This is a genomic window from Treponema vincentii (assembly GCF_018336815.1).
GTDB lineage: Bacteria > Spirochaetota > Spirochaetia > Treponematales > Treponemataceae > Treponema.
This window is the reverse complement of record NZ_CP050497.1, coordinates 849,132-872,288: the sequence shown is the minus strand read 5'-3', so window position 1 is coordinate 872,288 and position 23,157 is coordinate 849,132. Positions and strand designations below refer to the sequence as shown.

Sequence of the window (23,157 nt, the reverse complement as noted above, 5' to 3'; positions counted from 1 at the left end):
CACACAATACAAGCGTATCCCGCTTCTCATATCGGCAGAAATAGCTCAGCATTTTAATGTTGCTAATGATAGACTTTTTATACGATTACTTTTGCAGATAACTTTTAGAGAACGGCTCTATACCGCATAGATTACTAAATACTTTGTAATGATATACTGATAATCCTATGCTTTGTCAAGCAAAAGCTTAAATCTTTATCCGGCCTTTAAAGCTGCGCATCAGCGTCAGTTTATCGGTGTACTCCAAGTCGCCGCCGACCGGCAGTCCCGATGCAAGGCGGGTAACCTCGACGGGGAGATCGCGCAGTACCTTTTGGATATAAAGGGCGGTGGTATCCCCTTCGATTGTCGGATTGGTTGCAAGGATCACTTCTTTTACCGCCGTCCCGCTGCCGATGCGCTTAACGAGGCTTGCGATGCGGAGCTGTTCGGGGCCGATACCTTCAAGCGGGGCGATGACGCCGCCGAGTACGTGAAAAAGCCCGCGGTACTCGCCCATGCTCATCAGCGTATAGACATCCTGCGGTTGTTCCACGACACAGATACAGGAGCCGTCCCGCCCCGGATCGCTGCAGATAGAACACACATCCTGATCGGTAAAAGCGCCGCATACGGGGCACGGCTTAATGCTGTCGTGAAGTTTATAGAGGCTATCCGCCAGCCGGTGGGCATAGGGCGGCTCTTGTTTGAGGATATGATACGCGAGCCGTGCAGCGCTTTTTTTTCCCGATACCCGGCAGGCGGCATAAATTATCGATAAGGTCTTCGAGCGCATTCATTATGACGGCATTCCTCCCGCAAGCGCGGCGAGCGGCCCCATCTTTTCCTTTAATGTATCCTTAATTTTTTCTATCGCATCGGTATGAGCGGATCGGATCAGGTCTTGTAACATCGGAATATCGCGGTTATCGACAGCGATGGGATCCAATTCGATTTTTACCATATCGAAGGTACCGCTGAGTGTTACTTTCACCAAGCCGCCGCCCGAAATGCCTTGCACGCGGAGCGCCGCCAACTCTTCTTGCATTTTCCCGAAATGAGCCTGCAAGTCTTTTGCATTTTTCATCAATTCAAAAGGATTTATATTCATTCTTCTTCCTCCGGTTCTTCTACAACCGCTTTTTTCTGTATGTCAACGATGCTGCCTTTGATATTACGCATGACCATCTCTACCCGCGCGGGGACGGCTACTTTTTGCGCTGTCTCTTCTTGGGCAAGCGTTATCTGTATTTTCAGCTCTTTGCCGTAGAGCTCCGCCGTTTTCCGGGTTAGGATATTTTTTTCCCGCTGCAGCTGCTGTACTTCAAAAGGCGTATGAACGGACATATACAGGATGCCGTCCCGTTCGTTCCAGTTGAGCGTTTTACCAACCGCCGCCGACAACATTCTATGTTCTATCAGCAAATGCTGAACGAGCGCCTCTTTAAGTTCGGCAATGCTTTTGATGCGGAGCGGCGGCGGGGGTTCCGCCGGAGATTGGCGTACCACCGAAGGCTGCGGCACTACCGAAGATTGATGTCCTGCTGCCGATGGACGAATCTGCTGTACCATTATTCCGGTTGCCGGATGTTGATTATAACCCGTCGGCGCATTGACGGGCATTCCGGCAGACTGCGTGCCTGCTGTTCCTACCGGAGCATTGACCGGTGTCCCGGTCGATGCGGTGTTTCCGTAAGCGCCGGCAGCCCTCAGCGAGGAGAAGCCGCCGGTCTTAAAAAAGGGGAGTCAGCCCCGCCTTTTTGCGGCGCCCCGCTGCCGGGCAACGCTCTGTTTGCCGCTTGAACCGCCGTTGGTACACCCGCGAGCAGCGCTTGAGCCGCATCAAAGGCCTCTTTCAGTTCCTTAGGGGAAACATAGTCGGAAAGCCACGCAAGGCGGGAAACTGTTAATTCCAGTTCATAGCGAGGATTAAGCGAGAAGCGGAGATCTCTGAAAAGCTGCAAAAAAAGATACAGCGCGCGCTCAAGCTGCTGCGCATCCCATCCCGTCAGTATCTCCTGCGGGAACCGCTCCGCACGCTGCCCGATCAACGCCTCTTTTGTGATGCCTTGTTGTATCAATAGAAGACTGCGGATATAGTTGGTGCAGTCTACCGTAAATTGCTCGGTGGAAACACCGTTCTGTAGAATGGTGTCAAGGGTGAGCAGCGCGGCGGCTGCATCCTTTTGAACGCAGGCTGTCAGCAAGGCGCCAATCGAATCGGTACCGGTTAAACCGAGTGTGCTCTGTATTTTTTCAAAGGTGATATGCCCGTCAGAAAAAGCAGCAACCTGATCGAACAGCGTATAGCAATCGCGCACGCTTCCGGTAGCCTCACGCGCAATCCAGTACAGCGCCTCGTCGTCAGCCTCGATATGCAGCTCCGCCGCCGCTTCCGCTAAAGCTTGTTTAAGCACTTCAACATCGACTAATTTAAAATTGAAGTGCTGACAGCGGCTTTTGATGGTCGCCGGAACCTTGTGCAGTTCGGTCGTTGCAAAAATAAAGATAACATACGGAGGAGGCTCTTCAATCGTTTTCAGCAACGCATTGAAAGCGCTCGTAGAAAGCATGTGCACTTCGTCGATAATGTAGATCTTGTACCGGCTGGTATTAGGCGGAAAGAGGATTTCGTCCTTGATTTGCCGCACATCATTGACGCTCGTATTCGAGGCGCCGTCTATCTCGATAACATCGATGCTTGACCCCGCTGTAATTTCGCGGCACGAGGTGCAAACTCCGCAGGGAGTAGCGACTGTTCCCGTTTCACAGTTAAGCGCCTTGGCTAAAATACGCGCCGAACTGGTTTTACCGCATCCACGCGGCCCCGAAAAAAGATACGCATGGGCTATTTTCCCTGCTTCAATGGATTTTTGCAGCGTCGCCGCAACAAAATCCTGCCCTAATAAATCTTCAAATCGCTGAGGCCTGCGCCGTGTCGCAGTTACTTGGTACTCCATCCGGGTATAGTATCATAAATTGCGGTTTGGATAAAGAGTATCCCTTTTGATTCAGAATATCTACAAGAGCCTGCTGGTCTATATAATTTTTTGTATTAAAATCCAAATAGAGGACGGGGTATTCTTGCCATGCATTCCTACCTTCTTGCAGAGCTTGTTTTTCTTCCGCCTTTTCAAGGTACAAGCCCTTGAATAGCTCTTTTGGCCCGCAAAAGTATGCCGCTAAAGTTGAAAGAAAAAGGCTTTTACCGAACCGGCGCGGGCGGCTGAGGAAAAAAGGACTGGATGATTGAATAAGATGCCAAATGAACGGTGTTTTATCAATGTAAAGGTAACCATCCTGCCGCAGCTTTTCAAAACTCTGTATACCGATCGGTAATTTGCAGGTCATGTTCATACCGGTATTATAGCAGGTTTTTTGATAAAGCAAACCGCCGTTCGAGGCTGGTTTTTATGCACTGCACAGGATGTGTAGCGATTTAGTCTTACGATAAGCAACCCTGATATTATAACGCTTTCAGGTACCGCAATATTTTTTGAGGATTGGCGTAGGCACGTTTTTGCAGACGCTCAAAAGCTTCTTTTGTTTCGGTTGCGGAACCGCTTAACAGTAAGGCGTTCCGCTCCCACAGGAACCAAAGATAATGCATCTCGGGATGAACATACAGTTGCTTACGTTCCAACTCGGCCTGTAGATCACTGCCAAGTTCAAGGTGATTAGCTTCTCCCGACAGCCAAAACAATCCTGCATCGCAAAAGCAAATCACAACCCGCCGGAAACCGCGAGCCGCCGCATCATCGTTCACAAAATCTTTTACAATAAGCTGAATTGCTCCGAGAGATAAATCATACCCTTCCAAACGCAGCGCTTTCCTCAATGCGATAAGGTCTTCCCGTACCGATGCGCGTACCGCATCATTTTTCCCTGTTTGCAGCCGTTTACGCCATACGGCAAATTGCTGCTCATAGTTCTGCTGCAAAGGGGTAGACGCAAGAAAATGCTCCGTTTCGGAAAGCAATTTCCAATCGGATTGAAAGCTATCCCGGAGGTTATTCAAAAGTCTTGTTGTAAGTTTTTCCGGCATACGGTATGATATATTCCTCTCAATATGAAAATAGTGGTAACGGCAGATATCCATGCAAACATGGAAGCACTCAACGCTGTACTGGATTCCGTCAAGGGACAGTACGACGGCTTTATCTCGCTTGGCGATATGGTCGGCTACGGTCCCGATCCCGAGGGATGCATTCAGCAAGTAAAAGGATTAAAAAAACATATCCAGCCGTGCATTCTTCTGACAGGTAATCACGAAGAAGGATTGCTTAAAAGGCTTCCGTCCGACTGGTTCAGCGAGAATGCCCGCCGTTCGCTCAAAAAGACTGCATCGCTTATCTCGTGGAAAAGCCGATTCTTTTTAGCACGATTACGTCCTCTCTATTTTTTATCCGAAAAGACACTGCTTGTGCATGGGTCGCCGTTGGAACCCGTCACCGAATATCTGCACGGCGGACAAGAAACAGCGGTATCGCTCCGGTACCTGTGTGCAGAAGGCTTTAAACTCTGCTTTTGCGGACACACGCACCAAGCTGCCGTTTTCTACATCGATCGGGGATACTACAATGCATTATACCCCGAACCGGAGCAAACGGTAACACTCGATAAAGATTGCTGTATCGTCAATCCGGGCAGCGTAGGCTTTCCGCGCGTATTAGGCGCAGCTGAGGACAGGGCGAAATCGCTTGCCGATAAAACGCATTTCCCTGCATATTTTGCGCTATGGGATACCACCGCCCGCACGGTTACCTTCAAAGCAGCGTATTACGATGTCCGCCCTACCAATGAAAAAATAAAACAACGGCTGGGAACGGCTCTATTATAAACGAGATCGTAAAACCAATCAGCCTACCCAACTTTCCCCTTTTTTATAATTCTAGTCCCCTACCCCGTTTTTTAAGCATATATCATTGAGCTTACATTCGGAACAATCAGGATTTCGAGCTTTACAGACATATCTGCCGTGCAATAATATCCAATGATGAGCGTCCGGCAAAAATTCTTCGGGTGTTATGCGCAGTAAATCCTGCTCAACCTCAAGCGGGGTTGTCCCCTGCGACAGTCCGATACGAGGGGCAGTACGCAGAATATGTGTATCAACCGCTATTGCAGGTTCTCCGAATCCTACATTCAGCACAACATTGGCTGTTTTCCGCCCGACCCCCGGAAGGCTTTCCAATGCAGTACGGTCATGCGGCACCTCCGAATGATATTGGTCTATCAGAATCTTACTGAGCGCGATAATCCGCTTCGCCTTTGTCGGGTATAAATTGATGGAATTGATATAGCTTTTCAGTCCCTCTTCGCCGAGGTCAAGCATTTGCTCCGGTGTTTCAACCTTTTCAAAAAGAGGTGCGGTTGCCTTGTTTACCCCGACATCGGTTGCCTGCGCGGAAAGCACCACGGCAACCAGCAATGTATAGACATTTTTCCAATGCAGCTCGCTCCGCGGGTTGGGATTTTCCTGCCGCAGCCGTTCATACACCGTGTACACTGCATCGGCGGGAAGCAATCGTATCGTAGGATCCATACTCTCATTTAGCCTTTTTAAGTAAGCTACGAGTATTTATGCTGCCTGTCAACCCTTCATACCGGTACTTGATTCGTGCGGAAAGTAGCATTTTCCAACCCGCTGTGTCGAGGGATAGTTGATTAAAAGAAGAAAAGCGGTGATACTGTTGTGCATGTTATATTCTGTATATTGTACTGTTGAAATTGTCATGCTCGTTTTGGGATTGATATGCTTTTTTGCCTTGTATTTTATTCCTGCGGGGTACGGAAAGCTGATCGATAAAAAATGGGGCTTCAGTTTTAACAATAAAGCTGCATGGATGCTGATGGAGTGTCCAACTCTTATCGTTATGATTTCTTTACTGTCCGTACTCGACTATGCACACAAACCGGTGCGGATAGTGCTTGTGTCTTTCTTCCTTGCCCACTATATTCAACGCACGCTGATTTTCCCGATGCTGCTCAAGGGAAACAGTAAAATGCCGCTCAGCATAGTATCAATGGGGATGCTCTTTAATACGATCAATGCGTTTTTAATCGGTTTATGGATTTTTTATTTTTCTCCTGCAGAGATGTATAACGTGCGCTGGTTTGCCGATCCCCGTTTTATCCTCGGCGCAATTTTATTTTGTGCCGGTATGTTTATCAATATACAATCCGATTCCTATATCCGTTCGCTGAGATCAAATGGAGACAGCAAGCACTACTATCCGTGTAAGGGAATGTACCGCTACGTTACCAGCGCAAACTACTTCGGTGAATTGGTGGAATGGCTCGGCTTCGCCGTTTTAACATGGTCATCCGCCGGTTTCCTGTTTTTATTTTGGACGGCTTGCAACTTGGTACCGCGCTCTCATGCCTTGTATAAAAAATATGCGCAAGACTTCCCCGATGAATTTGCCCGCTATAAACCGAAGCGTATCATCCCCTTTGTGTATTAGAGGAACCTGCTTCGTAGGCGAATATATCGCGGGCATCCTCTGCTGAATACGATTCCGTTTCATCAGCCGTGTGGTCGTCGTACCATACTTGCGCATAAAACGGAATGTGCTTTGCAAGCTCTCCGAAATTCCACGGCGGTACGCTGCAGCATTCGGGACACCAATGCCCTGTTTTAAGCACCAAATACGGCGTCGCCGAAAAATGATGACCATTATGGCACTGCCATTGCAGCGGGCGGTACATATCGCCGCGGGTCATCGTTGTACTATTGCACTTGCCGCCCCGGAAAGCCGCTGCCTGCTGCATATCTTCAATATCAAGTTCATCCGGCTTCTTTGTTTCATCATAACCGTGATTTAAAAGCATATTGTTTGCTGCAAGCAATGCTTCGTCTTTTAATGCCGCGTAATCTAACTCAGCACCGGTTTCAGGGTTTTGATTTTTGCACAATAACGGAAATTTTTTCCAGCTGCGCGGGATTGCGTTATACGCTTCCGGCGATCCGAAAAAGGCATCAACTCTTTTTTTGAGGTTGTGCGTAACCCAGAAGACCGGAGCATTATTTGTGTTCAGTAGCGGCATAATGGAAAAACGCTGAACAAGGCGCGGGAACGGTTTTCCCAATTTAAAATACCATAATTTTTTTTCAAGCTTTGAAAAAAACGCTTCAAACCCCTCATGCTGGAAATCCAGATAGCTGTTTAATATATGAGAATCGGCAAACCACATACAATGGAAATTGCGGCTTGCATTCCATTCGGGGCGGAAAATTTCCTCGGCGCTCCGTCCCATCATTTTAAAACCGCGGTCAAGTGTTTCAAAGCCGGTAACACGGGCATCCTTTCCGTTTCCGATATTGTATACCTTTTTCCAAAAATCAGACCTGAGCGTTCCGTTTGTATCTTTTTCAACGAGATTTTTCAGAAGCAGACCGGAGGTACGCGCCGTTGCCCATTCTATCGGCGTATTCCAGCACGTATGAAACATCAACCCATCATTCATATTATTGAAAAGCACTTCGTCATATAAGATACCGCTTTGCCGCAGCGAAACCCAGCATAAAGGGGATTCAATAACCGCACGCTCAGCCTTTACTTTGCTTGCCGCATACATATCAAATGCACTCGGCAGAAGCGGATCGCCGACTCGTCCCCACGGGTGTTTGAATGTTCTATTACCGTATTCCGCAACGGTGCCTATGTAAACGAATTTGGTCTTTTCGATTTGTCCGTTTTCTACCACAGCATTAAGCAGATTTTGAGTCCCCAGCCAATTCGTACGGAATGCAGCATCATGATTGTGGTCGGCTGCCGGAGGAATAATCGCTGCGCAGTGAAGCACATAATCTGCATCTTTTACGCCGGCAAGGCAGTCTTCGTAGTTTTGTATATCACCGAACAACACTTCAATGTTTTCGTTTTTTTGAAGCTTTTTTGCCAGCTTTATATTCGCCTTTTTAGGTCGTAATAGAACACGGCACCGGAATGCTCCCGTTTGAGCAATCTGTTTTAATGCTTCGGATCCCATCGTTCCGGACACACCGGTAATAAAAATAATTTTCATATATTTCTCCGCAATCGCAGATATGCAACAATAAATGCGACGGTAGTTAAACTCCAAGATACAGGAAACGCCCACACGATTACTTCAATCGAAGGATACAGCGGTACGACACACCATATCCACAGAATACGGAACACACATATTCCAAGCAAGGTAATAATCATCGGTTTAAATGTTTCGCCGATTCCGTACATTGCTGCAGACAAAATCTCCGAAAATACGAATACCGTATAAAAGGGAGCCATCAGATGCATTAACCGTTCAGCAATGGTAAGAATACCATAATCTTCAGCGCTGATAAAGAGCTTTCCCAATGGCACACACCATAAATACAAGATCGCACTCAATATTCCGATAATGGCAGTACTCATCAATAAACCGGTACGAACCCCCGTACTTACCCTGTCATATTTTTTCGCACCATAGTTTTGTGCAACAAACGTAGAAACAGAGGTTACCATTGCTTCAAGTGAAATCCAAATCAGAAAATCCAATTTACCACATAACGCCCATGCCGCAATGTTTTTCGTACCGGTAGCATTTACCCGCGCCTGAATGATCATATTTGCAACTGGAAAAAGTATTGACTGCAACCCTATCGGAATACCCAGTTTTGTGATAGCTGTAACTACAGTACCGTATACTTTAAACTTTGAAATATATAACGGACACAAGCTGCTTTTTTTTGAAAGTGTAACAAAAAGAATTGATGCACTGCATAATTGTGCAAACACGGTTGCGAAAGCTGCCCCGCCGATACCCCACTTGAACACACCGATAAATACAATGTCGAGTATAACATTTATTCCGCTTGAAATCACCAATGCATAAAACGGCGTTTGCGCATTTCCCATTGCCCGTAAAATTCCTGCAGCAATATTATAAAAGAGCGAGATTAACATCCCGCCGAAGTATATCCTGGCATAGATTAGTGTTGCATTAAAAATATCGGAAGGAACGCCCATCATTACCAATAATGCAGGAGCCAATAAAACACCGATAGTAGATAAAACCGTTCCGACAATAAACGTGAGTACTAATGCCGTATGCATTGTCTTTGACAGATCATTGTACTTTTTTGCTCCATAGAGCTGTGGAATTAAAATTGAAGAACCGGCCGACAGTCCGCTGAACAAATTAACGGGTAATCTTAATAGGCTAAAAATAGAATCGATTGCGGCAAGGCCTTCTTTGCCGGTAAAACGCCCGACAATCACCGCATCAGCTGTCGTATATAAATGCTGAAAAAAAATTCCCCACCAAAATCGGTACGGTAAATATAATCAGCGTTTTCCAGATAATTCCTTCCGTCAGATCACTATTTCTTTGTTCGACTATCATTTTATTTCCTTAAAAAAATATAATGGTCAACAGACCGGTTAAAATAGACCTAACGAGGCTGGCATGAAATACGGGAAACAACAGGGCATCTTTAAAAAACTGAGGTTTTTAGAGGTTCCTAACAAGAAGTTAAATATTATAAAAAGAATGAGACTAGGCGGATTCGAACCGCCGGCCTTCAGATCCGGAATCTGACGCTCTATCCAGCTGAGCTATAGTCCCAAAGGCTGTTTTATAGTACACAAGACGGTATCGGGTGTCAAGCCCTTAATTTCTTCTTGTTTAAAATAAAAATATGGCGTTTTGAAAATAGTAGTACCGGATACAAGCCGTATACCAAACCGCAATGTCTCAGTTTTTATTCTTGTGCAAACGGATCATATTTCATTGTTTAACAGCGTTTTTCTAAAGTATGCAACCGTGCCTGCTCCGACACCTGCTTGCCGCCGCCGCTTAATTAACCTACAGGCTATCTTTATTACGATGCGTTCCATAGTAATACGCCGCGGATCAGACCCCATTGCGTCAAATTCGGCGATTTTGGTGTCGCCGACTGCGCGGCGGATTATTTCGGTACCGGCAAAGCCGTAGGCATCGGCACGTATTTCAGTAAGCCTCCGCCGGATATACCGTTCGTTGTAGAGCGGGTCGCTCAATGGGACGGTTTTACACCGTTCCAGCGCTTTTGCGGTAAAAAGCTGCGGCAGGGTTTCGATTGCGGCGGCTATCCGTTCGGTAAAATCATCGGCAGCACGGGGCTGAGGTACGGGTGATTGCAGCTCTCCCTGCGCATAGAATTTTTCGTCGCAGCAGGCGCCACGGGTAAAAGCGACATACATCCATGCACAATAAAGGTGTGCGATAATATTACCGAGGTCGTATCCGATTGGGCCGTAAAAAGCGAATTCGGGATCGATAATTTTCATACACGGCTCGGTTGTTCCATTCTTATCGATGGCAGTGCCGGTATTATTTCCGATAAAAATGGAGCCGGTGTGTAAATCCCCGTGGATAAGAGCCTCCGCCTTATTCATAAATGTTTCCCGCAGCGAAGCGGCCTCGGCTTTAAGCGCTTCGTCATTGTACAGCGTTTTTTGAATAAAGGCCTCGTTCCCGGGCGTAATACGGTTGCGGTTTTTTCCGTTGCAGTACGGCTCGGAAAAAACCAGCGTTTCGGAAATTGCGCACAGTTCGGGATTAATAAACGCTTTTACCCGCTCCTTCTTTTCCTCCGGAGATACAAATAGATCACTTGTCCCAAAAACCGCATCGGCCAAAAAGGATGCTGCGTTTTCTGCGAAGTTCGCCGGAAGCGGACGCCCCGCCATCAATTCCTTCCGTAGATTACCGCAATAGGAAATATCTTCCATGCAGATAGCGCTCATGGTATCGTCGTAGGCGTAAATACGGGGAATAAACTGCGGGGTAAGGTCGGCGTAAATACGGAGCGCATCCGCCTCTCTTTTGCTGCGGGTAATGTCGAGCGGACGCCCCGATGAGCGGAGCAGCCGGTCTGCCTGTTTTACAATAATACTTTTTCCGCTTGTACGGGAACACACACGGAATACATAGTTGATATTCCCGTCTCCGATTTCTTCCGCATCGAGCGGTTCATCGGCGGGAAATAGCTTGAGTTTTTCAACAAGGTATGTCTTTACGGTTTCCGTATCAAGTAAGTAATGTTCTGCCATAGTTGTATGTATGTCCTTAAAATGTACCGATCGAACAAAATATGATTTGTATCGGCAGCCGCAGTTAAACCGCCTTATGTCCTAAAGAGCCGGTAGAACAGCACGATCATCAAAAAGAGAAGATAGCGGAATACGTAAAATACTTTAAAGGGATTGCGCAACAGCTGCGGCCAAAACTCATGCCCTTTCCGAAATGCAGCATCGGAAATGCGTTTTTTACGTTTTGCAAAGATGTCGATGATATCGTTATTGTGGATAAAGATGCTTGCAGGTAATTCGGCTTTATTCCGGTAAATCCATCGAACGCCGCCGGGAACACCGTTTCCGGCAATCAATAGCGCAGGATGGGCTTTGACAATCGACAGGATAATATCCGGCTCCATATTCTTGCGGTAAAAACCGTTAAAGCGGCCGACAATACCGATACCCGGAAAGGTTACGTGCACGTTGCGCTCGGCGTCCAACAAATTTTGCGCCCGTCCGCCGAGGATGTAGAGCGTTTTATAGTGAGAATCAATGATGTTCAAGATTCTGATAATCATATCAAAGGAATCACGCCTGATCGGTACGGGAAGTTTGAGAAACTGCGCCGCTTTTAATAAACTTTTTGAAAGAGGAAGACAGAGCGCCGCTTGTTCAAGCATTGCGCGGAATTCCGCATCGCGCCGAGCCCTGAGCAAATCCCAGATCGTAATGAAGACAATCTGCTGAGGTTCTCCTTTACCCGCCATATCCATTATGGTTTGTTCAATATCTTCGTCAGGGAGAATATCGATGGGAATTGTCAAGAGTCTTATACGGGTAATTGCCATTGGTCAGCCTCGTTTATAGTAGTTTGTGCCGCTGCGATTGCATACAGTGCGGCGGTTTCTGCACGTAATACATTTGTTTTAAAATGAACGGTTTGGAATGCCGCTTCACGGAGCACCGCCGCTTCCGCAGGGCTTATCCCTCCTTCCGCCCCGATAGCCAGCACAATATGGGAAGGTTTTTTTGCAAGCAGTTGGTGAAATCCGACGGACGCTCCTGCGGCTTCGCTGCACTGAGCGAATACGGTACGAGCAGCCGGAACGAGCGTTTTTAAGGTATTGAGCGCTTGGGCAAGCGGAACCGGTTCCATAACGACGGTATTGACCGGAGAACCGGATTGCTGCCGCGCTTCTTTGATGATTCGCCTGAACCGTTCCAGCTGCGCAGGGTTTTGTTTTTTTGCAACGGAAAATTCTCCAATCACCGGTAAAACGGCACGAACGCCCGCTTCCGTTGCCTGCCGGATAATCGCATCGGTCTTGGAACCTTTGAGTACCCATTGCAGCAAGATGAACTCGGCAGCAGGCGCGGCAGGAGAAGCGGGTATGATGTATCGATTCGGCGGTTGATTGTCTGTACCGAACGACGCTGTTTGCCGCTTTAACCGCAGCGTTTTCTTTGCGGTATTTATCGAATCGATTACCATATCGGCAGCGCCGCTTTGGGGTAGCAGCGCCGGTAGGATATCGCCTTCCCGCATACGCCGTACTTTTACCAAATAGGCAAAAGCCTTGCCGCTCAACGTGAGTATACCGTTACTGTCCGGCTCTTGCTCGATAATAAATTGCTTCATCGCTTCGTAATACCGATTTATGAAGCCTTCTTCAACTCGGCAATAGCCTTTTCTTGCGCCGCTTCTTCCTGCATTTGACGTACGGTTTTACTGTTTTTGAGCAGCTGCGGCAAAGTTCCGCTTTTAAGAATTTTGACAGCCTCTTGCAGCGGCGCATCATATTCAATATCAGCTGCCGGCGCGGTATGCGTTCTATTGTATTCCTGCCGAATCAAGATACGGAGCAATTCTTTGTTTAAGGAATATTCTTTTGCGAGCGATTCCGCATATCGGGTAATCTGCGTAGCGGTTAAATCCTTGTTTTTCTTTACATAGTTTGAAATTTTTTCATCTTTGAAGAGCTTTTCAAGGTTCTTTTCATCATCTGCCGATAACGGCGGGAACAACACCGCTTCTTTGTCCGGTTTAATACCGGTTTTGTCGATATTGGCATCGCTCGGCGTATAATAACGCGAAATGGTCATTTTAAAGGAATCTTTTTGCGTTAAATCGAAGATTTGCTGCACGGAACCCTTTCCATAACTGGTTTCTCCGACGAGGTACGCGCGCTTATAATCCTTTAAGGCGCCTGCCAATATTTCTGAAGCGCTTGCCGAACCTTTATTGATGAGCACGACAAGCGGCACATTTGCAAACACCGCATCTATCGCAGCGTTGGTGTTAAACTCAAGATTTTGCTGCGGAATACGCGACTTTGTCGAAACGATCAAGCCTTCTTTGATAAACAAACTTGCCGTATCGACTGCTGCGGTGATAAGCCCACCCGGATTATTCCGCAGATCGAGCACTAACTTGGTTACCCCTTCCGCTTGCAGACTTTCCATTGCTTCCCGTATACGGCGGCTGCTGTTGGGATTAAACTCTATCAGGCGGATATAGCCGATATCCTTATCAAGTTTCATGTATTTAATGGTCGGCACTTCAATCCGTGCCCGCACCAGCTTAGCCGGAAATTCCATATTCTTTCCCCGCCGGACGGTTACCGTAACGGATGAGCCGATTTTTCCGCGGAGCTTTGCAACAACATCCGCCGTCGTCATCTCGATAACGGATTCGCCTTCGATTTCGGTGATGAGGTCTTCCGCCTGAATACCGGCTTTCCACGCAGGGGTTCCTTCGAGGGCGGAAGCAACTTCAATATAGGCTGGACGTTCGGATGTTGAAACGGCCGGCTTGGTAAAAGTGATGCCTATGCCGCCGAAGTAGCCGGTTGTCGTATCCTGCAGCCCGACACCGGTTAAACTGCCGTTGTCGATATACATGGTATACGGATCCTTGAGCGCATTGAGCATTCCTTCCGCTGCGCCCTGAAAGAGCACCTCAGGTTTTACCTCATCAACATAATAACGCTGGAGCGCCTCATTTAAGTATTGCAGGTATTGCATATACGGTATCGTACTTTGCCCCTGCTCTTGCTGAGATTGCGCAAAGACGGACGGCGCATACGATACGGTACATACAATGAAAAAGCGTTTTTCGATTCGCTACAAACTCATCATCATTTTCGGTTTTCTTATTGTGGCAGCTTTAACGATAGAAAGCGTACTTGCCGTTCATACAGCACGAAAAGCTGTAATAGAAAAAATTGAAGCACATCTGCTGGATAAGGTGCATGATACGGCTGAAATACTGGACGGTAAGGTTGAGCAGTGGTTTCAATTGCTTGAAGGTATTGCCCAGATGCCGACATTGCAAAGTGATGAAGTATCATATTTTGAAAAAGCAGTATTGTTAAAAGACCTCGCCGATAAAGATGCCGCTTTTCAGATACTTAATATTGTCACTCAAAACGGAATCGGTTATTTAGCTAACGGGCGAACAAGCGATATTTCTTCAACGGCTTGGTTTAAAGCCTATCGTGGGAAACCTTTAATGTGCGAACCTTTTGTATCTCTTATCAACGGTAAAATAGTTATCATTATTGCTGTTCCGATTTATGATGATAATAATCAAGCACGCAATATACTCGCAGCAACAATCGACGGATTTGCGATGTATGATGCCATAAAAGATATCGTTATCGGACAAACCGGTAATTGTACTATGATAGGGGATACGGGAATAATCATCGCTGATCAAGATACGGAATTGATTGCAAATCAGTTTAATCCAATAGAAGAAGCTACAAAAAATCCGGTCTTTACTTCTCTTGCAGCATTTTTGCAAACAGCGCTTGAAGCAAAAGATTCTGCAATCGGATACTATGAATACAAAAATGTACACAAAATAGCAGCGCACGCTATAATGAAAACGACCGGATGGACAGTGATTGTCAATGCACCTGCAGAAGAATTTATGGGGGATGTCAATACATTGCGCGGTACTATGCTCATTATAGGGCTTATCATTTTACTGGCGGCAATTGTTATTGTATATATTATCGCTCGCGCAATGGTAAAGCCGGTACAGACTGCTGTTAATGCCTTAAAAAATATTGCACAGGGGGAAGGAGATTTAACGGTACGGTTGCCTGTAATCGGTAATGATGAGGTAACTGATCTATCCGAATATTTTAACGAAACAATTGCTAAAATCGGCGCTTCAATACAAGCGGTTGAAACAAATAGTAACGAAATGGAAGAAATCGGCGCAGAGCTTGCTTCCAATATGACGGAAACAGCCAGCGCAGTAAATGAAATCAGCGCTAACATCGACGGGGTTAAGCAGCAGACGATGACCCAAGCAACAAGTGTTACCGAAACGGCGGCTACTATCGAAGAGATTGTCCGCACGATAAAGCAGTTGAATAACAGTATCGAAACACAAGCGACAAGTGTTGCACAATCTTCTTCTTCCGTAGAAGAAATGGTAGCGAATATCGCCTCTATCGGACAGACACTCGGCAAGACCGATGACGTAATTAAAAACTTGACAAGCGCAACCGGAGACGGCAAAGCGACGCTGGTAACATCCAACACCGTCACACAGAAGATTGCAGAAGAGTCAGGCTCGCTGATGGAAGCAAGCAGCGTTATTCAACATATTGCGTCGCAGACAAACTTACTCGCGATGAATGCTGCGATTGAAGCGGCTCACGCCGGTGAGGCAGGCAAGGGCTTTGCCGTCGTTGCGGATGAAATCCGCAAACTTGCCGAAGATTCTGCAATGCAAGGAAAAACCATCACCGCAACGCTGAAAACATTATCCGGTGAAATTGAAACGCTTTCTGCATCTTCAAAAACGGTAGAAGAAAAGTTCAATGCAATTTTCACCCTTGCCGAACAGGTTAAGGAGATGAGCGCCTTACTAACTAAATCGATGAAAGAACAAGAAAACGGCAGTAAAGAAGTATTAACAGCTATCAAAAATATCAACATGGTAACGGTGGAGGTTCAAAGCGGTTCGGAAGAGATGCTGAAAGGTGGCGAGAGCGTTGCACAAGAAATGTGCAAATTAGACAATCTTAGCCGCATTATCACCGACAGTATGAACGAAATGGCCTCCGGTGCAGTGCAAATTAACAATGCGATACAAGAAGTCAATGAGATTACGCAGAAAAATAAACGGAGTATTGAAAGCTTGGCAGAGGAAGTAGGAAAATTTAAAGTCAACTAGACAATATGTTGTACCAACCGGTTTGTAAAAACGAGGATTGAGCGACAAGATGGATAATGATAGCATTACTCGTATGAGGTATTACCAAGCAACACCGAAAACCGTACTTGCCGTTGGTTACAGAAAGCAGACTGCCCCTTACTGCTTAATGGAATAACAGCCGCCTTCTTCTGCCACAAAACCTTCGCGGATGAGTCCTTCAAGCGCTTTATCGAAGAGGAGTTTTTCCGTCTGAGTATTGCCGTACAGCTCTGCATATCCTTGGTTATTGTGCGCCGTAAGAGTTCTGATTACTGCGCCGCGCGCTTGCCGTACCGACCCTTCAAATTTGGACTGTTTGGTATAATGCCTGCTTTTTCTGTTCGGATTGACGGTTTTCTTTTTTAATTCCACGCCGTAGTCCATCAGCGCGTAGTACCAAAGCCGCGGATTTTCTGTATACAGCGACGCTTCGATATGCGGGAATATTTCTTTATCGCTGATATCTGCCCTATCCTTAAAAAAGAAAAAGATAAACACCGCGCGGATATTTGTTTCGATAAATGCGTTAGGTTTATTGTAGGCAAATGTCGAAATCGCGGCAGCTGTGTAGGGACCGATACCCGAAAGCGTTTGAAGCGTTTTAGAAGTGTCGGGAACAACTCCGCCGTATTCGCTTGCAATGGTTTGGGCGCACTGGTGTAAAAAACGCGCACGGCGGTTGTACCCAAGACCTACCCATTGCTCAAGCACCTGCACGAGGGAGGCGGCCGCAAGGTCTTGCACCGTGGGGAACACTTCCAACCAGCGGTTATATTTTTCCACCACCCGTTCGGTCTGCGTTTGCTGCAGCATAAATTCGGACACAAGGATGGAATACGGATCGTTTGTCGTGCGCCACGGAAAAGACCTGCCGTGTGCAGCATAGTAATCTAAAATCGCTTTTTGAAAATCGGTGTAATCGGGATGAGGTGGTGCTTCAAGAATACTCATCTGTCTGCTTTCCGAACAATGAGCGAACGCCGTAAAAGCTCGTCTATGATAAGCCCTACAATGACATCCGGCGTATAATGCTCCGTATCGATCAGCATATCGGCAAAGGCATAATCGGTATTGTCGATATTGTACAATTCTTTGTATCGGCGGGTGTCGTCGCTGTCCCGCATCGCGGTAAACTCTTTGATATGCTCAAGGCTTCCACCCTCCCGTTGAAAAATGCGTCCCGCGCGTACTTCTTCGGAGGCATAAAGATACACTTTTAAATCCGCCTCTTTCAGCATCCAAATCGCAAGGCGGGAACCCAATACGCACGATGATTTCAACGCCTGCTCAACTTGGCGGCTATCGACAATACGGTCAAAGCTGAAATCCGTTTTCGCTTGCTCAATGACTTTTTTTAACGGCATACCCAATTCTTTTGCGAGATTCCTAAAGGTATAATTGATGCATGGAATACCCAACGTGTCGGCCAACAAAGTAGAGACCGTTGTGTTGCCGCAGCCGGAAGCACCTGAAATTGCAATGCGCAGCTCTTTTTTTGCAGGAATGGCGTAGTTGTTTTTCATCAATAGTCTCTCTCTTAGTATCCCTTATTCGATATTGTGAGCCTGCTCACGGATATTTTCCAGAGCATCCTTAGCGGAGATTACCGCCTGTCCGATTTCCGTCAGCTGATTTTTGGAGCCGATGGTGTTGATCTCCCGATTGATTTCCTGACACAGGAAATCAATTCTCCGTCCGGGAGTTTCGTTTTCTGCAATTTCTTTTTCTAAAGCCGCGATATGCGCTTTTGCCCGTATGATTTCTTCGTTGATTGTATACTTAACGAGCAGCGCCGCGACTTCCTGCATAACGCGCTGTTGATCCGGTTCACGCTCCATAAGGTCGGAAAATTTCTTTTTCAGCATTGCAGAAAAAAGCTCTTCCATTTTAGCGGCGTGCCGTTCAATCTCCGCAACCGAGCCGGAAAGTACGGCAAGCATTTTCCGTATATCGGCGGATAACGCCTTACCTTCTTCAACCCTGCACGTATTGAACTTTTCAATCAACTCATCGAGGAGGGGGATAAGGGCTTTTTGCCAAAGCCCCTCATCAAAACTTTTATCAATCTGCAGCACGCCCTCTTGCCGTAAAATCAGCTCAAGTGTGATTTGATTTTCCATTCCAAGCGCATGGGCAATATCGGCGATGGATTTATAGTAAGTCTGTGCAAGCGGTATATTGGGCAGAATAGGCTGCTCGTTGTGTACTTTCTTTAAGCGCAGATAAAAATCGACCTTGCCCCGTATAATCCGCTTGGAAAAATATGTGCGTAAAAACGGTTCAAGCCGAGCCATTGTAGAGGGAACATTGATGTTGAGATCCAAAAATCGGGAGTTATAACTTTTCAGTTCGCAGGAAATATCGGTACCGTTCACAACGCCGTCAAGATAGGCATAACTCGTCATGCTTTTCATACGTGTGCCTTTGCGAGTAAGTCGTTATAAACGGCGCGGCCGAGCTTCCAATTGTCGCCTGCCCCAACGGTGATGAACAAATCGTTCGGGCGCAGCTCGTGTTCTACAAAATCCTTTGCATCCATAATCTCTTCAAAATAATGAATTCGTTTATGCCGCTTTTTCATTTGTTCGTACAAAGTCCTGCCGTTTGTCGAACCGTTGTATTTTTCCCGTGCGGAAGCGTATATCTTATGCAGGATAACCGTATCGGCGTAGGAAAAAGCATTTGCAAATTCCGGAAGCAGCGCTGCGGTGCGCGAATAGGTATGCGACATAAAGTCCGCGATGATGCGCCGTTTGGGATAAAACTCGTGGATGCCCTTGAGCGTTTTATAAATTGCGGTGGGGTGGTGTCCGTAATCGTCCATAAACAGGATGCCGTTTACTTCGCCTAAAATTTCGCTGCGCCGTTTTGCCCCCTTAAATGAAGCAAGACTGTTTCTGATTGCGGTGAGATCGGCGGCGGTAACCTCATTTCGCTCCTGTTTGATAAGCCCGATTACCAGCGCGATTGCGGCAGTTGCATTGAGGACGCTGTGCTCTCCCGGAATACCGATGCGGAATTCTCCGCCGAAGCCGCGCAGAGAAAAGACCGACTGCCCGTTTTTGATACCGAGAGTTTTAATCCCGTAGTCGCCGTGCGCTGTTTTGCCGTAAGGGGTTAAGACAAGATCGGGACGGGAAGAAAACGTGAGCTTTGCTGCCTCCCGCGCTCCTGCATCGTCTGAGCAATAAATCAATTCGTTGAACTGAGGCAGGCGGTCGATGTACTGTAAGAAGGCAGTCAATATGTCTTCGTATTGAGGATAGTAATCTTGATGATCGCTTTCGATGCTGGTAAGTACGATTTTTTGAGGATGAAAAAACAAAAAGTTGCGTTTATATTCGCAGGTTTCGGCGACAAAATACTTTGAACCGTTGATAACCGTGCATCCGCCGCCGAAGTTGGACACGGCGCTCCCCGCCAATACTGAGGCGCTCAAGTTTAAATCCTTTAACAACGTTCCTGCAATACCGGTAGTTGTCGTTTTGCCGTGCACGCCTGCGATACCTGCCGAATAACTGTGTTGAGAAAAAGCGCCCAACGCTTCGGGATAGCTCATACGCGGGATATTTTTTTCCACAGCGGCATATAGCTCAGGGTTTTTGTCAGGCGCGTACGCCGTTGAATATATGATAAGCTTGGTGGAAGCGGGAATGTTTGAAGGCGCAAAAGGAGTGCTGACCGGTATGTTCAGCTTACGCAGCAACGCATCGGTATAAAATTCATCGCTGACATCACTGCCGCTCAGAATCGCGCCCCGCGAAACAAGCAGCTCCGCTAAGGCCGCCATGCCGGTTCCTTTAATACCGATCATGTGTATATGATAACCGGAGAGATTTTCCGGCAAACGGGTTGTAATCATAGGCGCTATAGTAAATCAAAATTGCATTTTAAACAAGAATATAAATTGCAAGAGGTATTGACCAAAAGCGCCGTGTAACAGTTTTCTTAAATGCTTGACAAGAGCATTTTCAACGTGTAGGCTATAAAACAAAGTTGGTGTTACTATTCTAAAGGAAGATACCGTTTATCGATACACGACGGAGCTTCCCTCAAAATTTTATCAATAAGGATGCATTATGAAAAACGCAGTGATTAAAGGGGCGAGCTATACGTTAGCGCACAGCCCCGATCTGTTAAAACGGAACGGTTCAACTCAGACCGCAGCGATTGCAAAAGATCCTGCCGATCCCTATATTGCCGCAATTCCGTCTCATTTAAGAACCTTTGAGCAGGCTGTGCAATATCCGCCCAATCAGGTGTATATCGGAAATAAAAAGCCTGAAGATTTGCCCGGCATCCCCGAGCCGTGGTTTAAGTGCACCGAGAAAGCCGACCGCTTTGGGCCGTTCGGCGAAATTGCAACGCAAAAAGAACTTTACATCTTGATGAAGTATGCCGATGTCTTTGAACTGGTATACTTAACCGAAGAATTTACTGCCGAAGCGGCAACGATTATTCAAAATCATCCGCTCATGAAGGATAAGGCGATTGCGTTGGGAGAAGCCCATTCCAAGGCCGATATCGAAAAATTGGTGCAATCGCATACGGCGGAAGGCTTGTACGACAATGACGTGCTGGTCGGCTGTGTCAAGCAAGCGCACGACACCGACCCGAACTTGAGCGCCCATACGATGCTCGAAAACCTTGTTACCAAGGGAAGCGGTATTTTAACCGCGTGGCACCTCGCAGAACTTGAAGGTATCAATGCAGCGGACATCGATTATATTATCGAGTGTTCCGAGGAAGCTGCGGGCGATGTAAACCAGCGCGGAGGCGGCAACATCGCAAAGTCCGTCGGCGAAAAAGCGGGATGCGTTCATGCAACCGGCTGCGATATCCGCGGGTTCTGCGCAGCGCCGGTACACGCATTGGTGAATGCCGCTGCGCTCGTGCGGTCGGGTATCTTTAAAACCGTTATGGTTGTCGCCGGAGGTTCCGTGCCCAAGCTCGGTATGAACGGTAAGGATCACGTTAAAAAAGAGATGCCGCTCCTTGAAGATATGGTGGGCGGTTTCGCCGTTTTAATTACGGAAGACGACGGCGTAAACCCCATTATCAATACCGATGTGATCGGTAAACATACGATTTCTTCCGGTTCTTCTCCGCAGGCGGTTATGACAGCGCTCATCTATGATCCGCTCAACGCAGCTGGGATGAAGATTACCGATGTCGAAAAGTTCGCTGCGGAGTTGCAGAACCACGAGATCACCGCCCCTGCGGGCGCCGGAAATGTGCCGGAAGCAAACACAAAGATGATCGCGGCGCTTGCGGTTATGAAAGGACAGCTCGAACGCGCAAAAATTGCAGAATTTGTAAAGCAATACGGCGTGGAAGGATTCGCACCTACACAGGGACACATTCCCTCCGGTGTTCCCTTTATCGGCCATGCACGGCGAGATATGCTCGCAGGCAGTCTGCACCGTGCGATGATTATCGGAAAGGGCAGCTTGTTCCTCGGCCGTTTGACAAACCTTTTTGACGGTTTAAGCCTTTTAATCGAGGCGAACAACGGCAAGGAAAGTTCCGGTGCTGCGGGCGGCGCCGGTGAAGCGGAAATTAAAAAGATTGTAGCCGATGCTATGCGCGATGTCGCTGCCCGTATTTTAGCGGAGGACGGAGCAAAATGAGCAGTACAAAACAACAACTGGCCGATGCCTTCAGCCTGATGGCGAAGGGACTGGAAACCGGCGCCTTTGCGGAAGCCTTTCCGGTCGGCTTAACCGTCCCCGGCAGCGAGCACGGAGAAGCGGAGCTTATCCGCGCGGCAAAGCTGGCAGCCCATGCCAATCCCGGATTGGATATTGTGCTGATCGGCGGCCCGAAAACCGAGGGGTTCCGCTGGTATGAAGCGCCGACGCTGGAAGACGCGCATCATAAAATGGAAGAATTGTTTAAAACGGGCGAAATAAAAGCCGCGGTGACGATGCACTACACTTTCCCACTCGGCGTTACGACAATCGGAAAGGTAGTAACGCCCGGCTTCGGCAAAGAGATGTTTATTGCGTCCACTACCGGCGCTTCCGATGCCGACCGGTATAAGGCAATGCTGTTAAACACCTTTGCAGGGATTGCCGTTGCAAAGGCAAACGGCGTTGAAAATCCGACGGTCGGGCTTTTAAACATCGACGGCGTTGCGACAATTGAAAAAGCATTGCTAAAACTGCAAAAAGCGGGCTATCCGATACGCTTCACCGAATCGCACCGCGCCGACGGCGGGGTACGCATGCGTGGAAACGATTTGCTGCAAGGCACGCCCGATGTGATGGTCTGCGATACCTTAACCGGCAATGTGTTGATGAAGCTGTTCAGCTCTTTCTTAACGGGGGGGAGCTACGAAGCCTCCGGTTCCGGTTACGGCCCCTGCGCCGGTAAAGATATGACCGATGTTGTCGCGATTGTTTCCCGCGCATCGGGCGCTCCGGTTATCGCCGCAGCCTTGGCGTATTCTGCGCGCAGCGCGCAGGCAAACCTACAAGCGCTGTGCCGTGCCGAGATACAAGCCGCCGAAAAAGCGGGGCTGCAAGCCATACTCGACTCGTTCGGCGCCGTAAAAGAAGCAAGCGCGGAGACAGTCGCGGCGCCGCCTAAAAAAGCTGTTACGGAAGAAATCCACGGCATCGACGTTATCGATATAGAAAATGCCTGCAAGACGCTCTGGAAAGAGAACATCTATGCGGAAGCGGGTATGGGCTGTACCGGCCCCGTCATCCTGCTCGCCGGCGAAGACGCCGAACAAGCCCGTAAGATTTTAACCGCAGCGAACTATATCTAAAAAGAATTACTGTAGGAGACCTCTAAAAACTGCAAGTGCCGCGGCTTGTTTTATAAGGAAATTCATTTCCTTGTCTGCTGCGGCCTGCAAAGCAAGTTTTTAGAGGTCTTCCTTAAACATCTATATTATTATAAAGAGAAGCTATCTGATATGCTTCGTAG

20 protein-coding genes, 1 tRNA gene and 2 pseudogenes are annotated in these 23,157 nt (G+C 47.6%); 5 read left to right on the top strand and 18 right to left on the bottom strand.

Translation table 11 applies throughout. The features are described from left to right. Window positions 1-187 precede the first annotated feature (187 nt). The 6 genes and pseudogenes from recR to GWP40_RS03955 form a co-directional block, all read right to left on the bottom strand. Window positions 188-779 (bottom strand): annotated as a pseudogene (recR, locus tag GWP40_RS03980) (recombination mediator RecR). Further along, window positions 779-1,090: a YbaB/EbfC family nucleoid-associated protein gene (locus GWP40_RS03975; RefSeq protein ID WP_212566150.1), complete on the bottom strand. Its 312-nt coding sequence runs from the start codon at window positions 1,088-1,090 to the stop codon at window positions 779-781. Before GWP40_RS03975 ends, recR begins: the two are co-directional and overlap by 1 nt. After that, window positions 1,087-1,602 (bottom strand): DNA polymerase III subunit gamma/tau, encoded by a 516-nt coding sequence (locus GWP40_RS03970; protein WP_212566149.1) that lies wholly within the window; start codon window positions 1,600-1,602, stop codon window positions 1,087-1,089. The genes GWP40_RS03975 and GWP40_RS03970 overlap by 4 nt, the downstream gene beginning before the upstream one ends. An 86-nt stretch (window positions 1,603-1,688) precedes the next feature. Further along, window positions 1,689-2,939: a DNA polymerase III subunit gamma/tau gene (dnaX, locus tag GWP40_RS03965; protein WP_212566148.1), complete on the bottom strand. Its 1,251-nt coding sequence runs from the start codon at window positions 2,937-2,939 to the stop codon at window positions 1,689-1,691. Between the two features lie 49 nt (window positions 2,940-2,988). Next, window positions 2,989-3,336: pseudogene (locus GWP40_RS03960) on the bottom strand (AAA family ATPase); the annotation flags it as partial. 109 nt (window positions 3,337-3,445) lie between these two features. Then, the gene (locus GWP40_RS03955; protein ID WP_212566147.1) at window positions 3,446-4,024 is read right to left on the bottom strand and encodes a hypothetical protein; all 579 of its coding nucleotides are present in this window, start codon (window positions 4,022-4,024) and stop codon (window positions 3,446-3,448) included. A gap of 24 nt (window positions 4,025-4,048) precedes the next feature. On the opposite strand from GWP40_RS03955, the gene GWP40_RS03950 reads away from it, so the two are divergent. Beyond that, window positions 4,049-4,819, top strand: coding sequence for a metallophosphoesterase family protein (locus tag GWP40_RS03950; protein ID WP_212566146.1), 771 nt, complete (start codon window positions 4,049-4,051; stop codon window positions 4,817-4,819). 51 nt (window positions 4,820-4,870) lie between these two features. On the opposite strand, the gene nth is transcribed toward GWP40_RS03950, so the two are convergent. Further along, window positions 4,871-5,512 carry an endonuclease III gene (gene nth, locus GWP40_RS03945; protein ID WP_414162763.1) on the bottom strand — a complete coding sequence of 214 codons (642 nt, stop codon included), beginning with the start codon at window positions 5,510-5,512 and terminating at the stop codon, window positions 4,871-4,873. Window positions 5,513-5,678: 166 nt separating this feature from the next. Here nth and GWP40_RS03940 point away from each other — a divergent pair, with 166 nt between their 5' ends. Beyond that, window positions 5,679-6,446, top strand: a complete 768-nt coding sequence (locus GWP40_RS03940) for a DUF1295 domain-containing protein (protein WP_212566144.1) — start codon at window positions 5,679-5,681, stop codon at window positions 6,444-6,446. On the opposite strand, the gene GWP40_RS03935 is transcribed toward GWP40_RS03940, so the two are convergent. From GWP40_RS03935 to GWP40_RS03905, 7 genes are all read right to left on the bottom strand, one after another. After that, window positions 6,427-8,010: an NAD-dependent epimerase/dehydratase family protein gene (locus tag GWP40_RS03935; RefSeq protein WP_212566143.1), complete on the bottom strand. Its 1,584-nt coding sequence runs from the start codon at window positions 8,008-8,010 to the stop codon at window positions 6,427-6,429. The genes GWP40_RS03940 and GWP40_RS03935 overlap by 20 nt on opposite strands. Beyond that, the gene (locus GWP40_RS03930) at window positions 8,007-9,227 is read right to left on the bottom strand and encodes an MATE family efflux transporter (RefSeq protein WP_230974587.1); all 1,221 of its coding nucleotides are present in this window, start codon (window positions 9,225-9,227) and stop codon (window positions 8,007-8,009) included. The genes GWP40_RS03935 and GWP40_RS03930 overlap by 4 nt, the downstream gene beginning before the upstream one ends. Window positions 9,228-9,499: 272 nt before the next feature. After that, window positions 9,500-9,573 (bottom strand) — tRNA-Arg (locus GWP40_RS03925). A gap of 155 nt (window positions 9,574-9,728) precedes the next feature. Beyond that, window positions 9,729-11,042 carry an S-methyl-5-thioribose kinase gene (gene mtnK / locus GWP40_RS03920; protein ID WP_212566142.1) on the bottom strand — a complete coding sequence of 438 codons (1,314 nt, stop codon included), beginning with the start codon at window positions 11,040-11,042 and terminating at the stop codon, window positions 9,729-9,731. Window positions 11,043-11,116: 74 nt separating this feature from the next. Continuing rightward, window positions 11,117-11,854 carry a WecB/TagA/CpsF family glycosyltransferase gene (locus GWP40_RS03915; RefSeq protein WP_212566141.1) on the bottom strand — a complete coding sequence of 246 codons (738 nt, stop codon included), beginning with the start codon at window positions 11,852-11,854 and terminating at the stop codon, window positions 11,117-11,119. Beyond that, window positions 11,836-12,645, bottom strand: a complete 810-nt coding sequence (locus GWP40_RS03910) for an RsmE family RNA methyltransferase (RefSeq protein ID WP_212566140.1) — start codon at window positions 12,643-12,645, stop codon at window positions 11,836-11,838. The genes GWP40_RS03915 and GWP40_RS03910 overlap by 19 nt, the downstream gene beginning before the upstream one ends. 17 nt (window positions 12,646-12,662) lie before the next feature. After that, entirely contained in the window at window positions 12,663-14,108 is a 1,446-nt protein-coding gene (locus GWP40_RS03905; RefSeq protein ID WP_414162762.1) for a S41 family peptidase, read from the bottom strand. Here GWP40_RS03905 and GWP40_RS03900 point away from each other — a divergent pair. Next, entirely contained in the window at window positions 14,107-16,200 is a 2,094-nt protein-coding gene (locus tag GWP40_RS03900) for a methyl-accepting chemotaxis protein (RefSeq protein WP_212566139.1), read from the top strand. The two genes, GWP40_RS03905 and GWP40_RS03900, sit on opposite strands and share 2 nt — an antisense overlap. A 138-nt stretch (window positions 16,201-16,338) precedes the next feature. Here GWP40_RS03900 and GWP40_RS03895 read toward each other — a convergent pair whose 3' ends face one another. From GWP40_RS03895 to murC, 4 genes are read right to left on the bottom strand one after another with little or no spacing between them, the layout of a single operon-like run. Beyond that, the gene (locus GWP40_RS03895) at window positions 16,339-17,172 is read right to left on the bottom strand and encodes an HhH-GPD family protein (protein WP_212566138.1); all 834 of its coding nucleotides are present in this window, start codon (window positions 17,170-17,172) and stop codon (window positions 16,339-16,341) included. Continuing rightward, complete coding sequence (gene cmk / locus GWP40_RS03890; protein ID WP_212566137.1) at window positions 17,169-17,744, bottom strand: (d)CMP kinase; 576 nt, start codon at window positions 17,742-17,744, stop codon at window positions 17,169-17,171. Before cmk ends, GWP40_RS03895 begins: the two co-directional genes overlap by 4 nt. 24 nt (window positions 17,745-17,768) lie before the next feature. After that, window positions 17,769-18,635, bottom strand: a complete 867-nt coding sequence (locus GWP40_RS03885; RefSeq protein ID WP_212566136.1) for a YicC/YloC family endoribonuclease — start codon at window positions 18,633-18,635, stop codon at window positions 17,769-17,771. Continuing rightward, on the bottom strand, window positions 18,632-20,083 hold the full coding sequence (gene murC / locus GWP40_RS03880) for a UDP-N-acetylmuramate--L-alanine ligase (RefSeq protein WP_212566135.1): 1,452 nt from the start codon (window positions 20,081-20,083) through the stop codon (window positions 18,632-18,634). The genes GWP40_RS03885 and murC overlap by 4 nt, the downstream gene beginning before the upstream one ends. Before the next feature lie 217 nt (window positions 20,084-20,300). On the opposite strand from murC, the gene grdC reads away from it, so the two are divergent. Next, a complete protein-coding gene (gene grdC / locus GWP40_RS03875) occupies window positions 20,301-21,851 on the top strand; it encodes a glycine/sarcosine/betaine reductase complex component C subunit beta (protein WP_212566134.1) in 1,551 nt (516 codons plus the stop codon). Further along, window positions 21,848-22,996 carry a glycine/sarcosine/betaine reductase complex component C subunit alpha gene (gene grdD / locus GWP40_RS03870; RefSeq protein ID WP_212566133.1) on the top strand — a complete coding sequence of 383 codons (1,149 nt, stop codon included), beginning with the start codon at window positions 21,848-21,850 and terminating at the stop codon, window positions 22,994-22,996. The genes grdC and grdD overlap by 4 nt, the downstream gene beginning before the upstream one ends. Window positions 22,997-23,157 lie beyond the last annotated feature (161 nt).